Annotated in this window: 15 protein-coding genes; 5 read left to right on the forward strand and 10 right to left on the reverse strand. The window is 70.2% G+C overall.

The features are described from left to right. Positions 1 to 4: 4 nt before the first annotated feature. From ABD808_RS04105 to ABD808_RS04120, 4 genes are all read right to left on the reverse strand, one after another. Positions 5 to 853, reverse strand: a complete 849-nt coding sequence (locus ABD808_RS04105) for a helix-turn-helix domain-containing protein (RefSeq protein ID WP_344889930.1) — start codon at positions 851 to 853, stop codon at positions 5 to 7. 48 nt (positions 854 to 901) lie between these two features. Further along, on the reverse strand, positions 902 to 1,345 hold the full coding sequence (locus ABD808_RS04110) for a hypothetical protein (RefSeq protein WP_344889933.1): 444 nt from the start codon (positions 1,343 to 1,345) through the stop codon (positions 902 to 904). 5 nt (positions 1,346 to 1,350) lie between these two features. After that, a complete protein-coding gene (locus ABD808_RS04115) occupies positions 1,351 to 1,926 on the reverse strand; it encodes a hypothetical protein (protein ID WP_344889936.1) in 576 nt (191 codons plus the stop codon). A 92-nt stretch (positions 1,927 to 2,018) separates the two neighbouring features. Continuing rightward, positions 2,019 to 4,019: a DUF6077 domain-containing protein gene (locus ABD808_RS04120; protein ID WP_344889940.1), complete on the reverse strand. Its 2,001-nt coding sequence runs from the start codon at positions 4,017 to 4,019 to the stop codon at positions 2,019 to 2,021. Positions 4,020 to 4,212: 193 nt separating this feature from the next. Here ABD808_RS04120 and ABD808_RS04125 point away from each other — a divergent pair, with 193 nt between their 5' ends. Then, the gene (locus tag ABD808_RS04125; RefSeq protein WP_344889945.1) at positions 4,213 to 4,683 is read left to right on the forward strand and encodes a hypothetical protein; all 471 of its coding nucleotides are present in this window, start codon (positions 4,213 to 4,215) and stop codon (positions 4,681 to 4,683) included. A gap of 19 nt (positions 4,684 to 4,702) precedes the next feature. Here the strand turns inward: ABD808_RS04125 and ABD808_RS04130 are convergent, their stop codons facing one another. The 5 genes from ABD808_RS04130 to aceA all read right to left on the reverse strand — a co-directional run bounded on the left by ABD808_RS04130 (position 4,703) and on the right by aceA (position 10,579). Further along, positions 4,703 to 5,683 (reverse strand): ABC transporter ATP-binding protein, encoded by a 981-nt coding sequence (locus tag ABD808_RS04130; protein ID WP_344892826.1) that lies wholly within the window; start codon positions 5,681 to 5,683, stop codon positions 4,703 to 4,705. 11 nt (positions 5,684 to 5,694) lie between these two features. After that, positions 5,695 to 6,522, reverse strand: a complete 828-nt coding sequence (locus ABD808_RS04135; RefSeq protein WP_344889950.1) for an ABC transporter permease — start codon at positions 6,520 to 6,522, stop codon at positions 5,695 to 5,697. Positions 6,523 to 6,557: 35 nt separating this feature from the next. After that, positions 6,558 to 7,346 (reverse strand): ABC transporter permease, encoded by a 789-nt coding sequence (locus tag ABD808_RS04140; RefSeq protein WP_344889954.1) that lies wholly within the window; start codon positions 7,344 to 7,346, stop codon positions 6,558 to 6,560. 129 nt (positions 7,347 to 7,475) lie between these two features. Then, positions 7,476 to 8,942: a M1 family metallopeptidase gene (locus ABD808_RS04145; RefSeq protein ID WP_344889957.1), complete on the reverse strand. Its 1,467-nt coding sequence runs from the start codon at positions 8,940 to 8,942 to the stop codon at positions 7,476 to 7,478. Between the two features lie 353 nt (positions 8,943 to 9,295). Next, complete coding sequence (gene aceA / locus ABD808_RS04150) at positions 9,296 to 10,579, reverse strand: isocitrate lyase (RefSeq protein ID WP_344889960.1); 1,284 nt, start codon at positions 10,577 to 10,579, stop codon at positions 9,296 to 9,298. Between the two features lie 149 nt (positions 10,580 to 10,728). On the opposite strand from aceA, the gene ABD808_RS04155 reads away from it, so the two are divergent. Then, complete coding sequence (locus tag ABD808_RS04155; RefSeq protein WP_344889963.1) at positions 10,729 to 12,168, forward strand: helix-turn-helix domain-containing protein; 1,440 nt, start codon at positions 10,729 to 10,731, stop codon at positions 12,166 to 12,168. 50 nt (positions 12,169 to 12,218) lie between these two features. Here the strand turns inward: ABD808_RS04155 and ABD808_RS04160 are convergent, their stop codons facing one another. Then, on the reverse strand, positions 12,219 to 13,019 hold the full coding sequence (locus ABD808_RS04160; protein ID WP_344889967.1) for a glycosyltransferase: 801 nt from the start codon (positions 13,017 to 13,019) through the stop codon (positions 12,219 to 12,221). A gap of 4 nt (positions 13,020 to 13,023) precedes the next feature. Between ABD808_RS04160 and ABD808_RS04165 the strand changes: the two genes are divergently transcribed. The 3 genes from ABD808_RS04165 to ABD808_RS04175 all read left to right on the forward strand — a co-directional run bounded on the left by ABD808_RS04165 (position 13,024) and on the right by ABD808_RS04175 (position 19,694). Continuing rightward, positions 13,024 to 14,532: a hypothetical protein gene (locus ABD808_RS04165; protein ID WP_344889971.1), complete on the forward strand. Its 1,509-nt coding sequence runs from the start codon at positions 13,024 to 13,026 to the stop codon at positions 14,530 to 14,532. A gap of 69 nt (positions 14,533 to 14,601) precedes the next feature. After that, positions 14,602 to 15,831, forward strand: coding sequence for an acyl-CoA dehydrogenase family protein (locus ABD808_RS04170; protein WP_344889974.1), 1,230 nt, complete (start codon positions 14,602 to 14,604; stop codon positions 15,829 to 15,831). Positions 15,832 to 16,838: 1,007 nt separating this feature from the next. Then, positions 16,839 to 19,694: an AAA family ATPase gene (locus tag ABD808_RS04175; protein ID WP_344889977.1), complete on the forward strand. Its 2,856-nt coding sequence runs from the start codon at positions 16,839 to 16,841 to the stop codon at positions 19,692 to 19,694. Positions 19,695 to 19,703 lie beyond the last annotated feature (9 nt).

Here is a 19,703-nt window from a genome sequence, read left to right on the forward strand (position 1 = left end):
CGCGTCAGAGGGGTTCGGACAGCGTGCTGACGCGCTGCTGCTCCAGCTGCCCGCCGATCAGCTCGGACGGGGTGCAGCCGGACAGGGCGCGGAACTCGCGGTTGAGATGCGCCTGGTCGTAGTAGCCGCAGGTGGCCGCGGCGGCGGCGAACCCGGCGCCGCCGGACAGCAGGTCGACGGCGTCCTGGAAGCGGAGCACGCGGGCCATCACCTTGGGCGGCAGCCCCGCCTGCTCCCGGAACCGGTGGGTGAGGTGCCTGCGGCTCCACCCGACGTCGGCGGCGATCCCGGCGACGGACACGGCGGGATCGCCGGACAGCAGCCGCCACGCGTGCGCGACCTCCGGGTCGGGCCGGGGACCGGTCTCCAGGCGGCGCAGCAGGAAGCCATCGAGGACGTCGAACCGCTCGCCCCACGACGTGACGTTCCCGAGCCGCTCCACCAGGGCGTGCGCGCCGGGCCCGAGCAGGTCGGGCAGGTCGACGGCGATGTTGGTGAGCCCGGCCATCGGGACGCCGAGCAGCGTGTACGCGCCGAGCGGGGTCATGTCGAGCTGGATGCCGCGCTGCCCGCCGGGGCTGACGTACATGCCGTGGCCGTCGTGCATCCCGGCGACGAACGAGACGTACTCGCGGTCGCGGACGGCGCCCGGCACCTCCAGGTAGAGCGGCGGCCCCAGATTGATGACGACGACGGTGGTGCGGGTGGGCAGCGTCCGCATCCGGGTCGGGACGGCCTCGGTCTCCCAGTAGCCGTCGTAGGAGCGCAGGAACGGGCGCAGCGCGCGATGCGGCCACCCGCGCGCCCGCCACCAGCCCCCACGGTCGTTGACCTCGACCGCTCTGTCGCCCATGCTCCCAGTCTTACCACCCGGCCCGGACAGGTCGGCCGCTTCGCTTCCTCAGGCGTCGATGACCCGGTTCAGCAGGTCACGGTAGCCCCGCAGCGCCTGGCGGAGGCGCTCGGTGTCGGGACGTTCCCGGTCCGCCGCCCCGTCCTCGGAGAGCGTCCGCCGGTGCGCGGCGATCGCGTGCCCGAGGGCGTCGACGGCGTCGGACGCCAACTCGTCCGCCCGGCGGACGGCCCCGTCGGGATCGTCGACGAACCCGGACTGCACCTCGTGCCAGCGTTTCCGGAGCCGTTCGGCCTCGTCCGGGGCGAGGAAGCCCGCCGGAGGTTCCGCCGGGGTGCGGGGCGGCGGCGGCCCGGGGGTGTCCACGACGGGCGGTTTCGGCGGGGGCCCGGGGGTGTTGATGACGGGCGGCTTCGGTGCGGGCCCGGCGACACGCGCGTCACCGGCCACACCGGACTCGGCCGCTCTGGTGGCGGGTCGTTCGCGGTCCATCGGGGTCACCGCCTCGGGCTCCGGTCGTCGCCGTGGCCCACCGGCTCGGCGGGGGTCGCCAGCAGCTCCTCGAAGAGCGCGCGGTAGTGCACCATGGCCTGCCGCAGGTCCTCGGTGGAGGCCGCCCCGCTCTTGGCCCGGCCGCTGATGGTGTGGGCGCGCCGGTAGTGGTCCATCGTGCGGCCGTGCTCCACCGACAGGTGGGCGACGTTCTCCTCGAAGCCGCGCGTCGGGTAGCCGCGCTCGCCCATCAGGACTGTGACGAGGCCGTCGGCCTGCCCGACCGCGGTCTCCGGGGCGTCGACGAAGCGCTCCTGCACGCCGACCCACTGCTCGCGGTACTGCTCGCGGCGGCGCGGCTCCAGGTCGCGCAGGTCGAGATGCTCGTGCTGGTTCTCGCGGGAGCGCAGCTCGCGCTCGGCGGCGCTACGTCCGCCCTCCCGCTCCACGGCCCGGTCGTATTCGGGGCCGAACCGTTGCCGGAGCCGCCGGGTGCGCGCCCCGGCCGTGACCAGGTACACACCCGCGACGATGGCGGCGGCGATGATGACGGCGATGACGACCCATATGACGGTCGACATGGTGATTACCTCCTCCATGCTTGCGATTGACGGGAATCCGATGCCCGGAAAAGGACACGAAAAACAATTCCCATGAATCGGTCAGCCGGCGGTCAGGCTCTCGGCGCGAACAGACAGCGCAGGTTGCCGACGCGCCGTTCGCCCCTGTATCCGGCGGCCTTCAGCAGTGCGAGGCCTCGGGTGTCTCGGGGATTTGCGCAGGCCACGTCCACTTTGGTGCGTGTCAGGGCCGCCGCGACCTCGGGCGCGTCCGGCTTGTGGCCGGACGGGCGGCGGACCGCGTCCGACAGCACCTGCCGGTCGCGGATGAACCGGGACGGCACCGGCAACAACTTCAGGTAGTGGCCGTTCGCGTTGACGGCCTGCGTGCGGACGGTCATCAGCGGCACGACCCGCATGACCCCGGTCGGCATCAGCACCAGGCCGCCCGGCCCGGCGAGCGCCACCACGTTCCGCGCCGTGCCGACGGTGTCCGGCGGGACCTTCCACGACGGACGCGACGCCACGAGCGAACCGTTCGATTCGGACCACACAGGCGTCCCGCCCGCGACCAGCGCGACGACCAGCGCCACGGCCGGTACGGCGGTTCCCCACCGTCCGGCCGGGAACCGCACCGAGGCGAGCAGGCCGATCAGCGCGGGGGCGGGGACGATCCACATCGTCCGCCAGAGCACCTGGCCGGCGCCCGACAGGTCCGCCGCCGCCTCCAGCACCCCGGGGACGATCAGCAGAGTCAGCGCCGCCGCGACGCCGGTGGCGAGCAGCGCGGGGACGCCGCGACGGGCCGTCCACGGCGACAACCACAGCGCGCACCCGGCGATGACGCCGAGCGTCCCCTCCAGCAGAACCCAGGCGTAGCTGCCGGGCGCGTCGTGCACCGCCCCGGGCACGGTCGTGTCGCCGTAGAACGCCGCGACGGCGAGGCCGGAGCCGATCGGGTAGACGAGCGCGACGCAGGCGAGGAGCCCGGTCCTGATCCGTCCGGCGGCGATGAGCGCGACGGCGGCGGCGCCGACGAGAAGCGGGACGACGAACGACGCGGACGAGGTGAGCCCCGCCGCCGTGATCCCGGCGGCGGCGAGCAGCGCGAGGTCCCCACGGGTGCGCCGCTCCGCCCACCGGGTCAGGTACACCAGCAGCAGCGGGATCAGCACCGACACCAGGACGGCCTTGCCCTGCCACATGCGCAGCAGGTGGAACGAGCCGAGCGACGCCCGGTTCGTCCCGCTCCACAGCAGGTAGACCGCCCCCACCGCGAAGCACAGGGCGGCGCGGCGCGGCGCCCACGCCCGGACCAGCCGCCACAACGCCCAGACCGCGAGGAAGGTCGCCGCCGGTAGCAGCAGGTACCAGACGAAGGAGGCCGCGTGGACGCCGAGCACCCGCGCGGCGGCCCCGGCGAGCACCTCGATCGACGCGACCGGCGGCTCGCCGGAGATCGCATCCGCCGTGCCCGGGGTGAAGATGACGTCCTTGACCGGGATCTCGCCGGTCGCGGCCGTCGCCACCGACCGGGAGACGAAGTAGGCGTCGTCGCCGTCGGTGTTCACGATGAACAGCGACGCGACGGCGAACCCCGCCCCGGTGAGCAGCGCGAGCGGCGTCCCCCACCGCGTCTCCCCGCCCCTTGGGGTCTCTGCCCAGATGTCGCGGGGCGCGCGGCGCTGGAGGACGTACCCGGCCGACGCGGCGACGCTCACGATCCCCGGAACCCACGCGCACCACCACGGGACGCCGGACGAGTGCAGCCCGGCGCTCGTCCCCGCCGCGACCCCCGCGACCACCGACACGACGAGCAGCCAGCGCGGCGCGGGCTCCGTCTCGGACTCGGGGACCGTGGCCTCGCGCCATGCCTGCCCGGCCCACCACCCCCGCCGCACCGTGTACAGCGCGGCGACCGCGACCGCGCCCGCCAGCCACACCAGGAGCAGGACGTACGTGGGCGGACGGATCAGGAGCCCGAGATGGTAGATGACGGTCCACGCCGCGAAGAGCAGGACCGAGACGTCGGTGAGCCCGTCCACCAGCCGTGTCGCCTGCGTTTCTCGCGTCAGGCGTCCCGTCCCGGCGGCGCGGTCCAAGAATTGGATCACCCCATGGACGGTGCCCCCTCCGGACCCCCTTATGTGCGAGCGCCGCCCGCGTGTCCGGGGCGTGTCGGGGGTCGGTCCCGGCTTGCCAGAAGCGGTGCCCCGCCATATCCGATATTGGACAGATCTACTGCGCTACTCCGGATGTGCATGTTGTTATGGGTGTCGCAATGGATTTGATTGGATGTGATGGGCGATGCGCCATACGTTTGGCTTCGTCCTCGGTGTCCTGCTGACGCCCGGGCTGGTGTACGGCGCGGCCTGGGGCTACGTGCAGGCGGGCCAGTCCTTCGACGGCACCGGGCAGGAGATCACCGACCGGACCCGCATCTACGGCGCGTTCGCCCTGCTCGCCGCCGTCGGCCTGGTGATCGGCGTCGTCGTCGTCGCGCGGTGGGCGTCGCCGCTGGTGTCGCTCGTGCCCGCGCTGTCGCTGCTCGGCCTGTCCGTCTGGTTCCTGGTCGACCCGGGCGGCGTCCTCGACCTGCCCGGCAAGGTGCCGCCCGGCGGCGACATGGACTTCGGGCTGCGGATGCTGCTCGGCTCCGGCGTCTACGCGATGATGGGCCTGGCGCTGCTGATGCCCGCGTGGGCGCCGCGCCGCTGGAGCTCCGGCCGCGACCAGGACGAGGCCGAACTGGACTTCTACACCAGCGTCCAACGCTGACCCCCAGGCCGACGTGCCGTTATGGCGCCACCGGGCGGCCGGGGCGCCGGTAGGCGTGGTCGCCCCGGTAGAGGGCGGCGAGCACGTCGTCGATCCCGGCCTCCCGCAACGAGATGTCGCGGACCTCGTGGCCACGGGTCAGCTCGGCGACCACCGCCGCCGCGTTCACCGAACGCGGCAGCCGCAGCCACTGCCGGGGCCCCTCCACCCGCTCCGCCTCGATGCCGTCCAGGGTGATCGGCGGGGCCGGACGGGCCAGCTCGACGACCAGCATCCGGTCGGCGTCCACGGTGCGGCGCAGCGCGTCCAGCCCGCCGTCGTAGGCGAGCCGGCCATGGTCGATGATCAGGACGCGGCGGCACAGCCGCTCGATGTCGCCGAGGTCGTGCGTCGTCAGCAGGATCGTGGTGCCGCGCTCGACATTGATACGTTCCAGGAAGTCCCGGACCGTCGCCTTGCTCACCACGTCCAGGCCGATCGTCGGCTCGTCCAAGACGAGCAGTTCCGGATCGTGCAGCAGCGCCGCCGCCAGGTCGCCGCGCATCCGCTGCCCCAGGCTGAGCTGCCGGACGGGCGTGTCCAGGAACGGCTCCAGCTCCAGCAGCGCGGCCAGCTCCGCGAACCGCTCCCGGTGCGCGGCGGCCTCCACCCGGTACAGCCGCCGGACGAGCGTCAGGCTGTCGCGCAGCGGCAGGTCCCACCACAGGGTCGTCCGCTGCCCGAACACCACCCCGATCCGGCGGGCCAGGGAGGTGCGCCGCCGCGACGGGTCGAGCCCGCACACCCGCAGGCGTCCGGACGACGCGGTGAGGATCCCGGTCAGCATCTTGATCGTCGTGGACTTCCCGGCGCCGTTCGGGCCGAGGTACCCGACGAACTCGCCCTTCCCGACGGTGAACGACACCCCGTCCACGGCGCGCAGCGACGTGCGCGTCCGCCGGAGCGGGCCCGACCTGGTCCGGACGGTGAACGACTTCACGACGTCCTCGGCCTCGATCATCGCCACCGCGATCAGCTCCCTGTCGATCGGTAGTGCCGCAGCCCCGCCCGCCACACCACCGCCGCCGCCGCGCACAGCGCGACCGCGACCAGCGGCGAGGCGAACCGCGCCGCGCCCGGCAGCCCGAGCGGGTCGCGGCGGTCCAGGACGTACAGGGCGGGCTGCCAGTTGACGAACGCCAGCGGCACGACGAACGTGACGCCCCGGACGAAGTCGCGGGCGAACATGGTCATCGGATACTGGGTGAGGTACCCGCCCCCGTAGGTGAGCGACTTGCTCGCCCCGTGGATGTCGACGATCACGAACTGCATCGCCGCCGTCAGCACCCACAGCCCCCCGAAGATCGCCGCCCCGGACAGCACCATGACCGGGATCATCGCGACGCGGCCCGGCGTCCACGCGACGTCCACCCGGGACAGGGCGAACGCGAGCACGCCCACCGCCGGGACGAGCTTGCCGAAGCGGCGCGGCGAGAACTCCTCCGTCGCGATCTGGACCAGCGGGCTCACCGGACGCACCAACATCGCGTCGAGCGTCCCCTGTCGGACGTGGTGCCCGAGCCGTTCGGTGGTGCCGAGCAGGATGTCGGAGATCCCGAACGACAGCGCGGACGTCCCGTACAGGAACAGCACCTCCGGCGCGCCGAACCCCGCGATGCGCGGGGCCTGGGAGAACAGCAGCAGGATCGCGGCGGCGTCCAGCCCGGTGACCACGGCCGCGGCGAGCGCCAGCAGCACCATCGACACGGGGTACTGCGCCGCCGCCCTGATCCACGTCCAGACGAGCAGGCCGTACATCCGCGCGCCGTCCACACCGCCGCCCATCACCCGGTCAGCCACCGCGCACCACCAGTTCAGCCGCGCGCACCACCAGTTCAGCCACCGTGCACCACCAGTTTCCGCCGCGCCGCCCGGGTGGCGAGCGCGCCCGCGCCGAGCAGCGCCGCCGCCCAGGCCGCCTGGAACGCCAGCGCCCCGGCCAGCTCCGCGCCGTCGTACCGGCCGAGGAACACGTCCGCCGGCACCTGGATCATGGCCGCCCACGGCAGCGCCTGCGCGACGGCGCCGAGCCGCCCGGGGAACACGACCAGTGGCAGGATCATCCCGGAGAAGAACATCGACATGACGAGCGTGACGGCGTTCAGCCCCCGGTCGTCGTGCAGCCAGAACATCCCCATCGCGACCAGGTAACGCAGGGCGAAGCTCACCGTCGCGGCGAGCAGCAGCGCCGCCGCGAACGCCGCGAGCCCCGCGGGGCCCGGCCGGTGGAACGGGAACACCAGCGCCCCGGCCAGCAGCGGCGGCGCGGCGCGCAGCAGCAGCGAGCCCGCCGCGCGGCCGAGGTCGTCGGCCAGCCACCAGCTCTGCAACCCGGCGGGACGGTGCAGGTCGATCGCGACGTCCCCGGTGCGGATGCGTTCGGCGAGATCCATCCCGCCGAAGATCTGGACCGGCCCGATCAGCGCCTGCGTGATGAAGCAGAACGTGACGGCGTCGGTCACGTCGTAACCGCCGAGGGACGGGCGCACCTCCCACAGGGCCATCAAAACGTAAGCGCGCATGAAGCCGAAGACGGTGTTGGTCACGGCCTCGGTGGCGGACCCGAGCGGATACGCGGTATGGCGGCGGAGTCCGTACCACCACACCCACGGAAGAACACCCACTTGCCGAGACCCTAAAGAGGCGAGCTAGTCCTCACTACGTAATTTCGCACAGTTCGCGCAACACGGGAACGGGCCCCGGCGTGCCGCCGGGACCCGTCGTGTCATGCCCTGCCTACGTGGTGCCGTGTGTTACGGCAGGTCGGGCTTGATGGGGGAGTAGAGCCAGTCCTTGAAGAACGCGTCCAGGTTCTGGCCGGACACCTCCTCGGCCGTCCGCGTGAACAGCGCGGTGTAGCCGTTGCCGTACTTGTTCCGGGCGAACCATGTCCGCAGGAGTTTGAAGAAGTCGTCGTCACCGATCTTCTCGCGGAGCAGCTGGAGCATGATCGCTCCACCGCTGTAGACGCGGTCGTTGAACATCGTGTCGCGCTGCGGGTCGGCGAGCACGACCGACCAGTACGGACGTCCCGCGGCGTCGGGGAACGGCCTGGCCGCGTAGGTCGCGCGGGCCGAGTTGCGCGCCGACGTCCCGCCGTGCGTCTCGTTCCAGTACCACGCGGCCCAGCTGGCGAAGCTCTCGTTGAGCCAGACGTCCTTCCACTGCCGCGGCGAGACGGCGTCACCGAACCACTGGTGCGCCAGCTCGTGGACGATCGTGCCGGTGCTGCGCACCGCCGAGTAGACGGGCTTGCTCTGCGTCTCCAGCGAGAAGCCGAGCGGCTGCCCGTTGAAGCGGGCGTCGTCGGCGATCGCGCCGGTGCTGGCGAAGGCGTACTTGCCGAACGTCTTTGACCAGGTGTCGGTGACGTCGCTGGTGGTGTCGTAGAAGAAGTCCACCGCGTCCGGCTGGTTGGCCAGCAGGACGGGGTCCACGGCGGTGTAGTTCGGCACACCGCCGGGCGTGCGGCCCGACTTGACGTCCCACTTGCCGATGTCGATCGTGGTGAGGTAGCTCGCCATCGGGCTGGACTCGTACCACTTGAAGGTCTCGGCACTGGTCTTCGCGCTGCGGCGGCTGAACGAGGCGACCTCGCCCCGGTGCGAGACGAGACGGCCGTTGGCGACGGCCGTCAGACCCTTCGGCACCGTGATGGTGTAGTCGTAGGACGCCTTGTCGCTCGGGTGGTCGTTGACCGGGAACCAGGTGCTGGCGCCGTTGGGCTCGCCGCCGACGAACGCGCCGTCGGGCGTGTGCAGGAACCCGTACGGGGAGCCGAACACGATCGGCGATCCGACGATCGTCTGCGGCACACCGCCGTAGCGGATGGTCGCGGTGAACACCTTCCCCTTCCGCAGGCCGCGGCGGGGCGTGATGATCAGTTCCTGGCCGCGGCGCTTGTAGTCCGCCTTGCGCCGGTCGACCGTGACCTTCTCCACGTCCATGCCGGACAGGTCCAGGTCGAAGCTCGACAGGTTCTGCGTGGCGCGGGCGATGAGGGTCACCTCCCCGTCCAGCTGGTCGTAGTCGGGGTCGTAGCTCAGGTCGAGCGAGTAGTGCAGGGCGTCGTACCCGCCGTTCCCCTCCAGCGGGAAGTACGGGTCGCCGAGACCGGAGGCACCAGGGGTGTAGTGCCCGTGGCCGTGGCCGTGGCCGGCGGCGGACGCGGCGGGCGCGAGCGCGACGACGCTCACGGCGGCGACGGCGATCGGCAGCATTCGCCCGGGGGTTGCCCGGGGCGGAATGAACCTGAAGTGGCGCGCCATCAGAGATCCTCTCCCTCGAGTGATCATTAGCGGGCCAACTATTCGCCTGATTTCGGGCCATGTCGAGATCCGTTGCCGGATGTGGCCGGAATCGTGATCTTGGCGTGCCGGAAACCCCGGATCCGGAGCGACCCCGCAGGTCGGAAGGCGCGACCCCACGGGCTGGCGGGCGCGACCCCACGGGTTGGCGGACCCGACCGCGCGGGTCGGAAGGCGCGACGTGGCCCGAAGGCCCCCGCGGGTGTAGGGACGCGGGGGCCTTCGGTGGTGCGGACGGCCGGGAAAAGCCGCAGGTCAGGCGGGTGTCAGTGGAACTGCCCCTCCTCGGTGGAGCCCTTCAGCGCCGTGGTGGACGAGTCCGGGCTGATCGCGGTGCTGACCAGGTCGAAGTAGCCGGTGCCCGCCTCGCGCTGGTGCCTGACGGCGGTGAAGCCCCGCTCGGCCGCGGCGAACTCGCGTTCCTGTAGGTCGACGTACGCGGGCATGCCCTCGCGGGCGTAGCCGTACGCCAGGTCGAACATGCCGTGGTTGAGGGCGTGGAACCCGGCCAGGGTGATGAACTGGAACTTGTAGCCCATGTGGCCGAGCTCGCGCTGGAACTTGGCGATGGTGGCGTCGTCCAGGTGCGCCTTCCAGTTGAACGACGGCGAGCAGTTGTACGCCAGCATCTGGTCGGGGTACTCGGCCTTGACGGCCTCGGCGAACCGGCGGGCCAGCTCCAGGTCCGGGGTGCCGGTCTCCATCCAGATCAGGTCGGAGTACGGCGCGTACGCCTTGGCGCGGGCGATGCAGGGCTCGACGCCGTTGCGGACCCGGTAGAAGCCCTCGGCGGTGCGGTCGCCGGTGATGAACTCGCGGTCGCGCTCGTCGACGTCCGTCGTGATCAGTGTCGCGGCCTCGGCGTCGGTCCGCGCGATGATCAGGGTCGGGACGCCGTACACGTCGGCGGCGAGCCGGGCGGTGTTCAGGGTCTTGACGTGCTGCGAGGTCGGGATGAGGACCTTGCCGCCGAGGTGGCCGCACTTCTTCTCGGAGGCCAGCTGGTCCTCCCAGTGCACGCCCGCCGCACCGGCGGCGATCATGCCCTTCATCAGCTCGAAGGCGTTCAGCACGCCGCCGAAGCCCGCCTCGGCGTCGGCGACGATCGGGGCGAGGAAGTGGGTGTCGCCCTCGCCCTCGGCCCACTGGACCTGGTCGGCGCGCAGAAGCGCGTTGTTGATGCGGCGGACCACGGCCGGGACCGAGTTCGCCGGGTAGATGCTCTGGTCGGGGTAGGTGTGGCCCGCGAGGTTGGCGTCCGCCGCGACCTGCCAGCCGGACAGGTAGATGGCCTTGAGGCCCGCCTTCACCTGCTGGACGGCCTGGAGGCCCGTCAGCGCGCCGAGCGCGTGGACGTAGTCCTCCTCGTGCAGCAGGTTCCACAGCCGTTCGGCGCCGAGGCGCGCGAGGGTCTGCTCCTCCTGGACCGATCCGCGGATCCGCACGACGTCCTCGGCCGTGTAGGTCCGCTCGACGCCCTCCCACCGCGGGTCGTCGTTCCACTGTCGCCGCAGCTCATCGGCTGCGCCCTTGAGGCGACTGTCAGTCATGGCCTTGCCCTTCCGTGTCGTCCCCTGGGTGCTTGTGGACGACTATGCCCGGATCGCCGCCGCCCACGAACCAGCCAGTAGCAGAAGAAGCGTGAAATTTCCGCTATCATAAAGCTGTGACGACCTTGCGGCCAGAAGAACCCCTTAACTTGACGAGCAACCTGGATCTCGTCACCTTTGGCCAGCGGCTCCGGCATCTGCGGCGGGGCCGGGGGATGACGCTGTCGGAGCTGGGCGAGCGCGTCGGGCGCGCGCCGTCCCAGCTGTCCCTGCTGGAGAACGGCAGGCGCGAGCCGAAGCTGTCACTGCTCCAGGCCCTCGCCGTCGCCCTGGAGTGCCCGGTCGAGGAGCTGCTGCGCCGCCAGCCGCCGAGCCACCGCGCGCAACTGGAGATCGAACTGGAGGAGGCGCAGCGCGACCCCCTCTACCGGACGCTCGGGCTGTCGCATCTCAAGGCGGGCAAACGCCTCCCGAACGAGGTGATCGAGCACATCCTCGCCCTCTACGGCGAACTGCGCCGCAGCCGGACCAAGCCGACCGCGAGCCCCGAGGAGGCGCGCAAGGCCAACGCCGAGCTGCGCCGCCAGATGCACGAGCGCGGCAACCACTTCCCGGAGATCGAGCGCATCGCGGCCCAGACCCTCGACTCCGTCGGGTACCGGCGCGGCGCCGTGTCGCAGGGCCTCCTGATGACGCTCGTGAGCCACTTCGGCTTCAGCCTCCAGTACGTGCAGGATTTGCCGCGCTCTGTCCGGTCCGTCACCGACCTGCGCAACCGGCGGATCTACCTGGAACGCGAGCAGCTCGGCATGCACACCCCGCGCACGATCCTGCTCCAGACCCTCGGGCACATCGCGCTCGACCACGACCAGCCGCGCGACTTCGCCGACTTCCTGCGCCAGCGCGTCGAGGCCAACTACTTCGGCGCCGCGATCCTGATGCCCGCGCTGACCGTCGTCCCGTTCCTGGAGGAGGCGAAGGCCGCGCGGGAGCTGTCGGTGGAAGACCTCGCGGACGTCTTCTCCGTCTCCTACGAGATGGCCGCGCACCGCTTCACCAACGTCGCGACCCACCATCTCGACCTTCAACTGCACTTCGCCAAGAACGACGAGAACGGCACCATCTACAAGGCGTACGCCAACGACGGCCTCGCCTTCCCGCAGGACGAGGACGGCGCCATCGAGGGCCAGCGGATGTGCCGCGAGTGGGCCGGACGGCACGTGTTCGGCGCCGCCGACCGCTTCTCCGTCTACTACCAGTACACCGACACGCCGAACGGGACGTACTGGTGCCTGTCGCACATCGACCCCAGCCACGAACGCGACTTCGCCATCACGCTGGGCGTCCGCTTCGAGGACTCCCGCTGGTTCCGCGGTCGCGAGTCGAACCGGCGGCGCAGGTCGTCCTGCCCGGACGGCGACTGCTGCCAGCGCCCTCCGCGCGAGCTGTCGGACCGCTGGGAGGGCATGGCCTGGCCGTCGGCCCGCGCGCACTCGCACGTCCTGTCCGTCCTGCCGCCCGGCGCGTTCCCCGGCGTCGACGAGGCCGACGTCTACGAGTTCCTGGACCGACACGCCGCCACGGAGTGACCCCCGGCATGACGGCGGCGAACGTCCCGGTGTGATCGACGGCGACGGTTTCAGGGTTTCCGAGGTGGCATGGGTTCGTTCATCGCCGCGTGCAGACGGGCCAGATAGTCCGTACGTTCGCTCAGGTCGCCGCGATAGGTCTGGACGACCTTCAGGACACGGCTCACCCAGGCGTCCCACTCGGGGCGCAGCGCCGGGGCGAGCCGTCCGTGCGCCTCCGCGATGTCCAGGATCGCCCGGGCGATCTCCCCGCCCATGTCGGCCTTGTAGCGGAAACGCTGGGTGAACAGGCCGATGTGGGTGAGCGTCATCGGGCGTCCGGTGAACACGGCCGAGAGATTGAGATGTGCTTCGACACCGAAGTCGTCCGGGGCGTCCTCGCCCAGGAGCTCCGGGCGGATCGCGCGGAATCCGCTGAGGGGGCGGCTCCCGAAAAGCCCGTCCGCCTCGGGAACCAACGCCCGCACGAGCGGCGTGTAGATGGAGATGGTGGTGCTGAGAATGGGTTTGGGGGGCGGGTCGTCGAAATCGGCGACGACCATTACCGCCGAATCCGGCGCCGATTCGATTCCCTGCCTGAGGGTGAGCGGGATGTTGCGGCCGTTCTCCACGATGTCGGCGTCGAGAAAACACAACCAGGGCGTCTTGGCCGCACGTGCGGCGGCCTTCATCGCCGCGCCCTTCCCCAGCGGAGCCGGGAGGACCTCGCACCCGAGCGAACGTGCGCGTGCCGCTGTGCCGTCGGTGGAGGCGCTGTCGACCAGCATGATCCGGGTGGCGGAATCGGCCGTTTCCCGGGCCTGCCCGATCGCATTTTCTACATAGGGCTCCTCGTTGTGGGCTACGATCACGATAGTGAGCATTGCGGGACAAATACCCTCTGACTGGACGATTAGCTGGATTCGCACGTACGATCTCGGTGATCTGGCCGACATCGCTCCGAGAGATCTTCTCATCGCGGGGACCGACGGCAGCGGGCGACTCCTCGATGTGGACGCCCAGGCGTTCTTCGACATCCAGACCCTGCGGCTCGGACATGTGGCGAGGTACCGGCTCCCGCCCGTCGAGTTCGACGGGGTCCTGCGGCTGCGCGACGGCGACAGGCCGGTCGGCGGCAAGGTGGCCGTCCACCTTCTGGTGCACGCCTCCGGCTTCATGGTCATCAGGCCCAGCCTACGGTCCGAATGGCTGGTCCACGGGGGCGACGTCACCGCGGAGGTCCTGAGCCAGCTGGAACGGGCCATGTGGATCGCCGGCTATCCGCTCCGCTGGCATGTCTCGCCGGATCACACGGTGGAGGGCAGCGTCCGGTGCCTCATGAACTGGGTCTTCCTCGACCTGTACGAGCGGGTGCACGGCGACGCCGACCCCGCGCGGGTCGCGGCGTGGGCGAGCGAGGGCGTCCAGGGCGCCGACCGCCTGCACGAGATGTACGACGAGGGGCTCATCAACTATCCGTTCCCGGTCAGCTTCGGCGCCCAGTTCGAGATCGTGAATCCGGGGATCGGCCCGCTCGTCCGCGGCATGGAGACCGAGGGGGAGTGGCAGCACGTCATCGACCAGCTGATGTACCCCGACCATGGCGACATGCGCGCCGCGCCGGTCACCCTGGGACGCGAAACGCTGGACCGCTGGTACCTGTCGGAGAACCAGGCGCTCACCCTCGTTCCGGCCGGAACGGCCGACGACGAGATGGACGTCATCGACCCCGACCGCACCCAGCTCCTCGAAGCGCTCGGACTGCGGCGCGCGGTGCTGCGCTGCGTCCAGCGCGACACCCAGCGCGTGCTCACCGAGCGGCTCACCGTCACCCGCCACCAGCTCGAACGCTGGCAGCACATGGTGGCCAGCACCACCGACGACTACGTTCTGCACGACCGCATCGGGCAGCTCATCGAGCCCATCAGGCGGCACAACAGCAACGAGATCCTGATCCGTGACCTGGGCGATCTCGAACGGCAGGTGCGCGCCAACCTCGCGTGGTTCCAGGAACGGCTGGACACGCTGTCGGCCTGGACGGGCGGGCTGGTCGGCGCCTCGGTCGGCACCGTGGCGATGGTGCTGAGCCTTCAGGAGGCCCTGAAGGCGGTGCTCAGCCAGACCCTGAACCGCGAGCCCGACAAGGTGTTCCAGGACTTCGGCTGGCTCTTCGCGCTGACGATGGTGCTGCTCATGATCACCTCGTTCGCCGTCTCGGTCTTCCTGATCCGCCGGGTGACGCGCAAGCTGAGCCCGTTCTCGCAGCGGCTCCCCGTCCGCGGCGGCCCCTGGGCACGCCGACGCGACCGGGCGATCCGCCGCGCGATCGCCGGGGGCGCCCCGCCGCCTCCGCCCGGCCCCCCGCCGCCCCCACGTCAGCCCTGACACGGGTCCTCCGACCACGCAGGGTGCTACCGTTGGTAACAGCCAACCTGGAGGAGGGGTCGACGCACCATGACGAGCGCCGAGCCGACGCCGTTCTCACTGGAGCCGACCGAGGAGGTGCGCGAGGTCAGGGACTGGATCCACGGGTTCGCCAGGGACGTCGTCCGTCCCGCCGCCGCCGAGTGGGACGAACGCGAGGAGACCCCCTGGCCGATCATCGAGGAGGCCGCCAAGATCGGCCTGTACTCGCTCGACTTCTTCGCCGCCCAGTGGCTGGAACCGACCGGCCTCGGCATCCCCGTAGCGTTCGAGGAGCTGTTCTGGGGCGACGCCGGGATCGGGCTGTCCATCACGGGCTCCTGCCTCGCCGCCGCGTCCGTCGCCGCCGTTGGCACGCAGGAACAGGTCGGCGAGTGGGCGCCGCAGATGTTCGGCACTCCTGGTGACGTCAAGCTAGGAGCGTTCTGCGCCTCCGAACCCGACGCCGGAAGCGACGTCGGCGCCATCCGCACCCGCGCCGTCTTCGACGAGGCCAAGGACGAATGGGTGCTCAACGGCACCAAGACATGGGCGACCAACGGCGGGATCGCCGACGTCCACATCATCGTCGCGTCCGTCCACCCCGAACTCGGCAGCCGCGGCCAGGCGAGCTTCATCGTCCCGCCGAAGACACCGGGCCTGCGGCAGGGCCAGAAGTTCCGCAAGCACGGCATCCGCGCGTCCCACACCGCCGAGGTGATCCTGGACGGCGTCCGCATCCCCAGCCGCAACATCATCGGCGGCAAGGACCGTTTCGACGAGCGCGTCGCCCGCACCCGCGAGGGCCGCAGCGCCAAGGGCCAGGCCGCCCTGAAGACCTTCGAGACGACCCGCCCCGCCGTCGGCGCGATGGCCCTCGGCGTAGGCCGCGCCGCCTACGACTACGCCCTGGACTACGCCCGCGACCGCGAACAGTTCGGCCGCAAGATAGGCGACTTCCAGGCCATCGCCTTCAAACTGGCCGACATGAAATGCCGCCTGGACGCCGCCCGCCTCATGGTCTGGCGAGCCGCATGGCTGGCCCGAACCGGCCGCGACTTCGAGAACGCCGAAGGCTCGATGGCCAAACTAATGGCAAGCGAAATGGCCGTCCACGTAACCGAAGAGGCCGTCCAAATCCTAGGCGGCAACGGCTACACCCGCGACTACCCAGTAGAACGCTGGCACCGCGACGCCAAAATTTTCACCATCTTTGAAGGCACCTCAGAAATCCAACGCCTCGTCATCGGCCGCACCCTCACCGGCCTCCCCGTCCGCTAGTAGCTGACCTGCCGCCGGATGCCTCAAAGATGGCCATGTGGCAGCGGGACCGCGACCGGCCACCGAGCCAGCAACGGCCACAGCGTGATCGGCAATGTGCCACCTGCTGAATACGAGGCGATCCACTACCGTTCGACGAACACATCAGCGCCAACCGGCGCCAGGTAGTTCGGACGTCACGAAATCCGGGGCACCTCACCGGCGTCGGTTACGGGTGTTGCTACCCCCCCAGGCCGCTCATGCTTGTCGTAGCCGTGATGGTTGGTGATCGCGCCCTCTAGCGCCGAATCCGGCCATCCGCTTGGTCAACTACTGCCACAGCCCGCCCTCACCGGTCGACTCCAGGCCCTGCTCACGGGCCTGGGCCACCAGATGGCCGATCAGATGCTGGTTCGCCCGGTCCTCGGTCGGCTGGCCGGGCTTGGCCACTACGGTGTCCGCCTTCGCTTCAGTTGTCAGCAGGAGCAACTCCTTGATCAGGGGTTACACCGAAACCGTACAGTCCCCGTGGACGCGACCGCGCACGTTCTCATGCGCCACCTGTAGGCCAATCACCCGAAGCGTGATTCTGGACTGACACTCATGGGGGGCCCTCGCGCGCGGCTTCCATCCTGGAGTGTCTGAACAATTCTGAGACAAGATCAGCCTTGTCTGAGCTGGGAAGGCTGTGCGTTTACCAGCGAACAGAGGGTGTGTTCGGGACTGTTCGATTGCGCGATCGGGCAATCAATGTTGCCCAAATGGCCCGGCACTGGAAGGGAGTATTTCTCGACGATGAATTGGTAACTTTAACTGAGTGCTCGGTGCGGACACGGAGGGGGCGCGATGAACCTCGTTCTCGGATTGTCGCACGAGGTGCGGACCGGCGCGACTGCCAGAGCCGTGCCCGGTCGTGACGAGGCGTTGTCGTTCCGGGTCGGATCTTGGCCACGGCCACCCCCGTGTCGGCGGTTCTCTGGTGCGCCCTCGTTCAGCGTTCTCGCGGTTGGCGAACGGAGTTTTTTCGGATGGATGCGACAGGGTTTCGTTCCGTCGGCCGGGCCGAGCAGATGCGCGCGCTTTCCCAGGCTTGGCAGGACAGTTCGACGGACGGCCTCGTGCGCTGTGTGGTGTCTGGGGAACCGGGAATCGGCCGTACCGCGCTACTTGAGGCGATGGTTGACCGGTGTGCGCGGCGGGGCGGCGAGGTGATCGCACTGTCCTGCCGCCCGGACAACCGCAATGATTGCGAACTGGTGAACGATCTGATCGAGGCGCTCGTCGAGCGCCTTCCCGCGGACAGCCCCGACGTTGCCGCGCTGCTGACCGGTTGTAAGGACTCGCCGCCCAAAGGTACGTTCCTGGTCGCGGCGCGAGACGCGGTGGCGCGGTCGTGCCGCGATGCGCCTTTGGTGTTGACCGTTGACGACGCCAACTATGCGTCAGCACGCTCTCTCGACATGCTGCGCCACATCATCGACGCCTGCGCTCGACTCTCCGTAGTCCTGGTGATCTCTGTGCGTGCAGGCGAACCGCCTCGCGCGCCCACCGAACTCGCCGGGTTGTCGGTCGATGCTCGCCGATGCGTCCTCAGCGGCCTCACCGAGGCGGACACCGGCGCCATGCTGCGCGATCGGCTGCGGCGCGGTGTCAGTGCGGCGGTCATCTCGGCCTGCCACCGGTTAACCGCCGGCAACGCGTTCCTTGTCGCGGAACTGGCCCGGTGGTCAGCTGAGGCGGTCGAGTTTCCAACGCCGGTGGCGCTGGACGCCCTCGTCCTGCCGACAGCGGTTGATCAGTTCGTCGCGCGGGCCGTTCGCGTCGATTCGCGGGCCTGCCACCTGCTGGAGGTGATGGCGGTGGTGGGCGAGTTCGGTAGCGCGGACGCCGCGCTTGTCGCGCACGTGTCCGATCTTGGCCTGGTGGACACACTGCACGTCCTGGATCTGTTGGCTCGGATGGGCATCGTTTCGGACAGCGACGAACTCGTCCTTCGACATCCGCTGCTGGCCAACGCGGTGCTCGGACGGATGACGCTGATGGCCCGCAACGCGGCGCACCTGCGAATCGCCGACTACCTTTACGAGCACGACGCCCCGGTGGAGTCGGTGGCCCGTCATCTCAGTGCGTCGACCGTGGCGCCACCAGGGTCCTGGCCCGCCGAGGTACTGGTGAGGGCCGCCGAGATCGCGCTGGAATCGGGCCTGGACGACACCGCTGGCCGGTACCTGGAACTGGCCGCGGCAACCGGGGCCGGGGCGGAGCAGCGCCGGGCCGTGCTGGAACTCGCAGACCTGCGGCTGCGCGCCGATCCGGTCAGCGGGCTGGCAGCTGTGGTGGCGAGGCTGCCGCGCACCACCGACATCGTCGTGCTGCGCCGGCTGCTCGGCCAGATCGGCCGGGCCCTCTGCCACCCGGCGGTGTCCTCGGACCGTCAACGGTTGCGTGACACCATCGCGGCGGCGCTCACCGGCACGGTCCTCCACGGGTGGGGGGAGCTGCACCACGCAGTTTCGCGGCTCGCGCGGATGCCGCCCGAGCGAGCCGCGGTATTCGCTGAGAGCCTCCCCGCCGACCTTCAACTGGGCAGCGCGGCGCTGCTCGGCGCGACCACGGCGTTCGCGGGATTCTTCCGGCATCTTGTCGATGACGACCCCACCGTGGCACTACGCCTGGCGCGTGCGGCACTCGAACGGCAGGCCGACGAACTGGACACGCAGCCGCTGGCACTCGCGGCGGCCCTAACCGTCCTGGTGGACAACGGGCATCCCGAGGAAGCGGCGGCATACGTGCGGAAGTCCGATGAGTACGGGCCCCGGGTGGCGATGGGCAATCGCGCAGATGTCCGCTACATCGACGCTCGAATCGCGTTCGCGCGTGGCGACCTGCCTACCGCGCGGACGTTGCTGCTCGACTGCATCGGTGAAGAGCGCCCCGCCGACGTGGCCACGCCGGTGGACACGGAGATGGTCGGGTTGCTGGCCCACGTGCTGCTCAGCATGGGTGACAACGCCGCCGCGGAAGCACTACTACGACGCCACCGCTGTGAGGATGAGTTGCCGTTCGACTGGTACTACGGGGACATCTTGCTTGCCAGGGCACGGCTCCGGGCCGCGGGCGGCGACTTCGCCGGAACGGTGCAGGACCTGGCCGAACTGGGGCTACGCGGTCAGGAAAGTGGCCTGCGGACGGTCGGTACCGCCTGCTGGCGGATGTACGGTGTCGCACTGCTCGATCAGGCAGGGCAGCGTGCCCGGGCGAGCCGACTGGCGCTGCATCAGGTTCGGTTCGCGGAGAAGACGGGCTCCGCGCTGGAGCGTGGCAGGGCCTTGCGCGCGCTCAGTCGGGTGTCTCCGCTGAAACAGCGGGAGCAGATGCTGCGCAAGGCGATCCCCCTCCTGGAGGCGGTGCCCTGCGGACTCGACCTCGTCCACGCGACCATAGACCTGGGCAGTGTGCTGATCCGGCGGCGTCACCAGGACGAGGCGATCGTGGTGCTGGCCACCGCGATGCGGCTCGCGGAGCAGTGTGCAGCCGGTGCGCTGGCTGAGCAGGCCCGCCAGCACCTTCTCGCGATGGACGAGCACGCCACGCACCATGTGGTGCTGCGCGGTGTGCTGTCGTTGACCGCGCGGGAACGAGAGATCCTCATCGATGCCATGCGTGGGCTGACCAACCGGCGGATCTCCGCAATCCGGGAGATCACCAGCCGCACGGTGGAGCTGCATCTCTCCAGTGCCTACCGCAAGCTCGGCATCTCCGGACGCGACGACTTCCCCCTGGTGTTCAGCAATCCGGGCCTGTGGACGCTGCTCGCCGACGGCACCCCGGTCGCTGGTCGACGGGAGCAGCTGGGCAATTCATGGTCTTCGCGCCGTGACTAGGTGTTTCCG

Origin of the sequence: Actinomadura meridiana (assembly GCF_039537545.1) — a bacterium.
Taxonomy (GTDB): Bacteria; Actinomycetota; Actinomycetes; order Streptosporangiales; family Streptosporangiaceae; genus Spirillospora; species Spirillospora meridiana.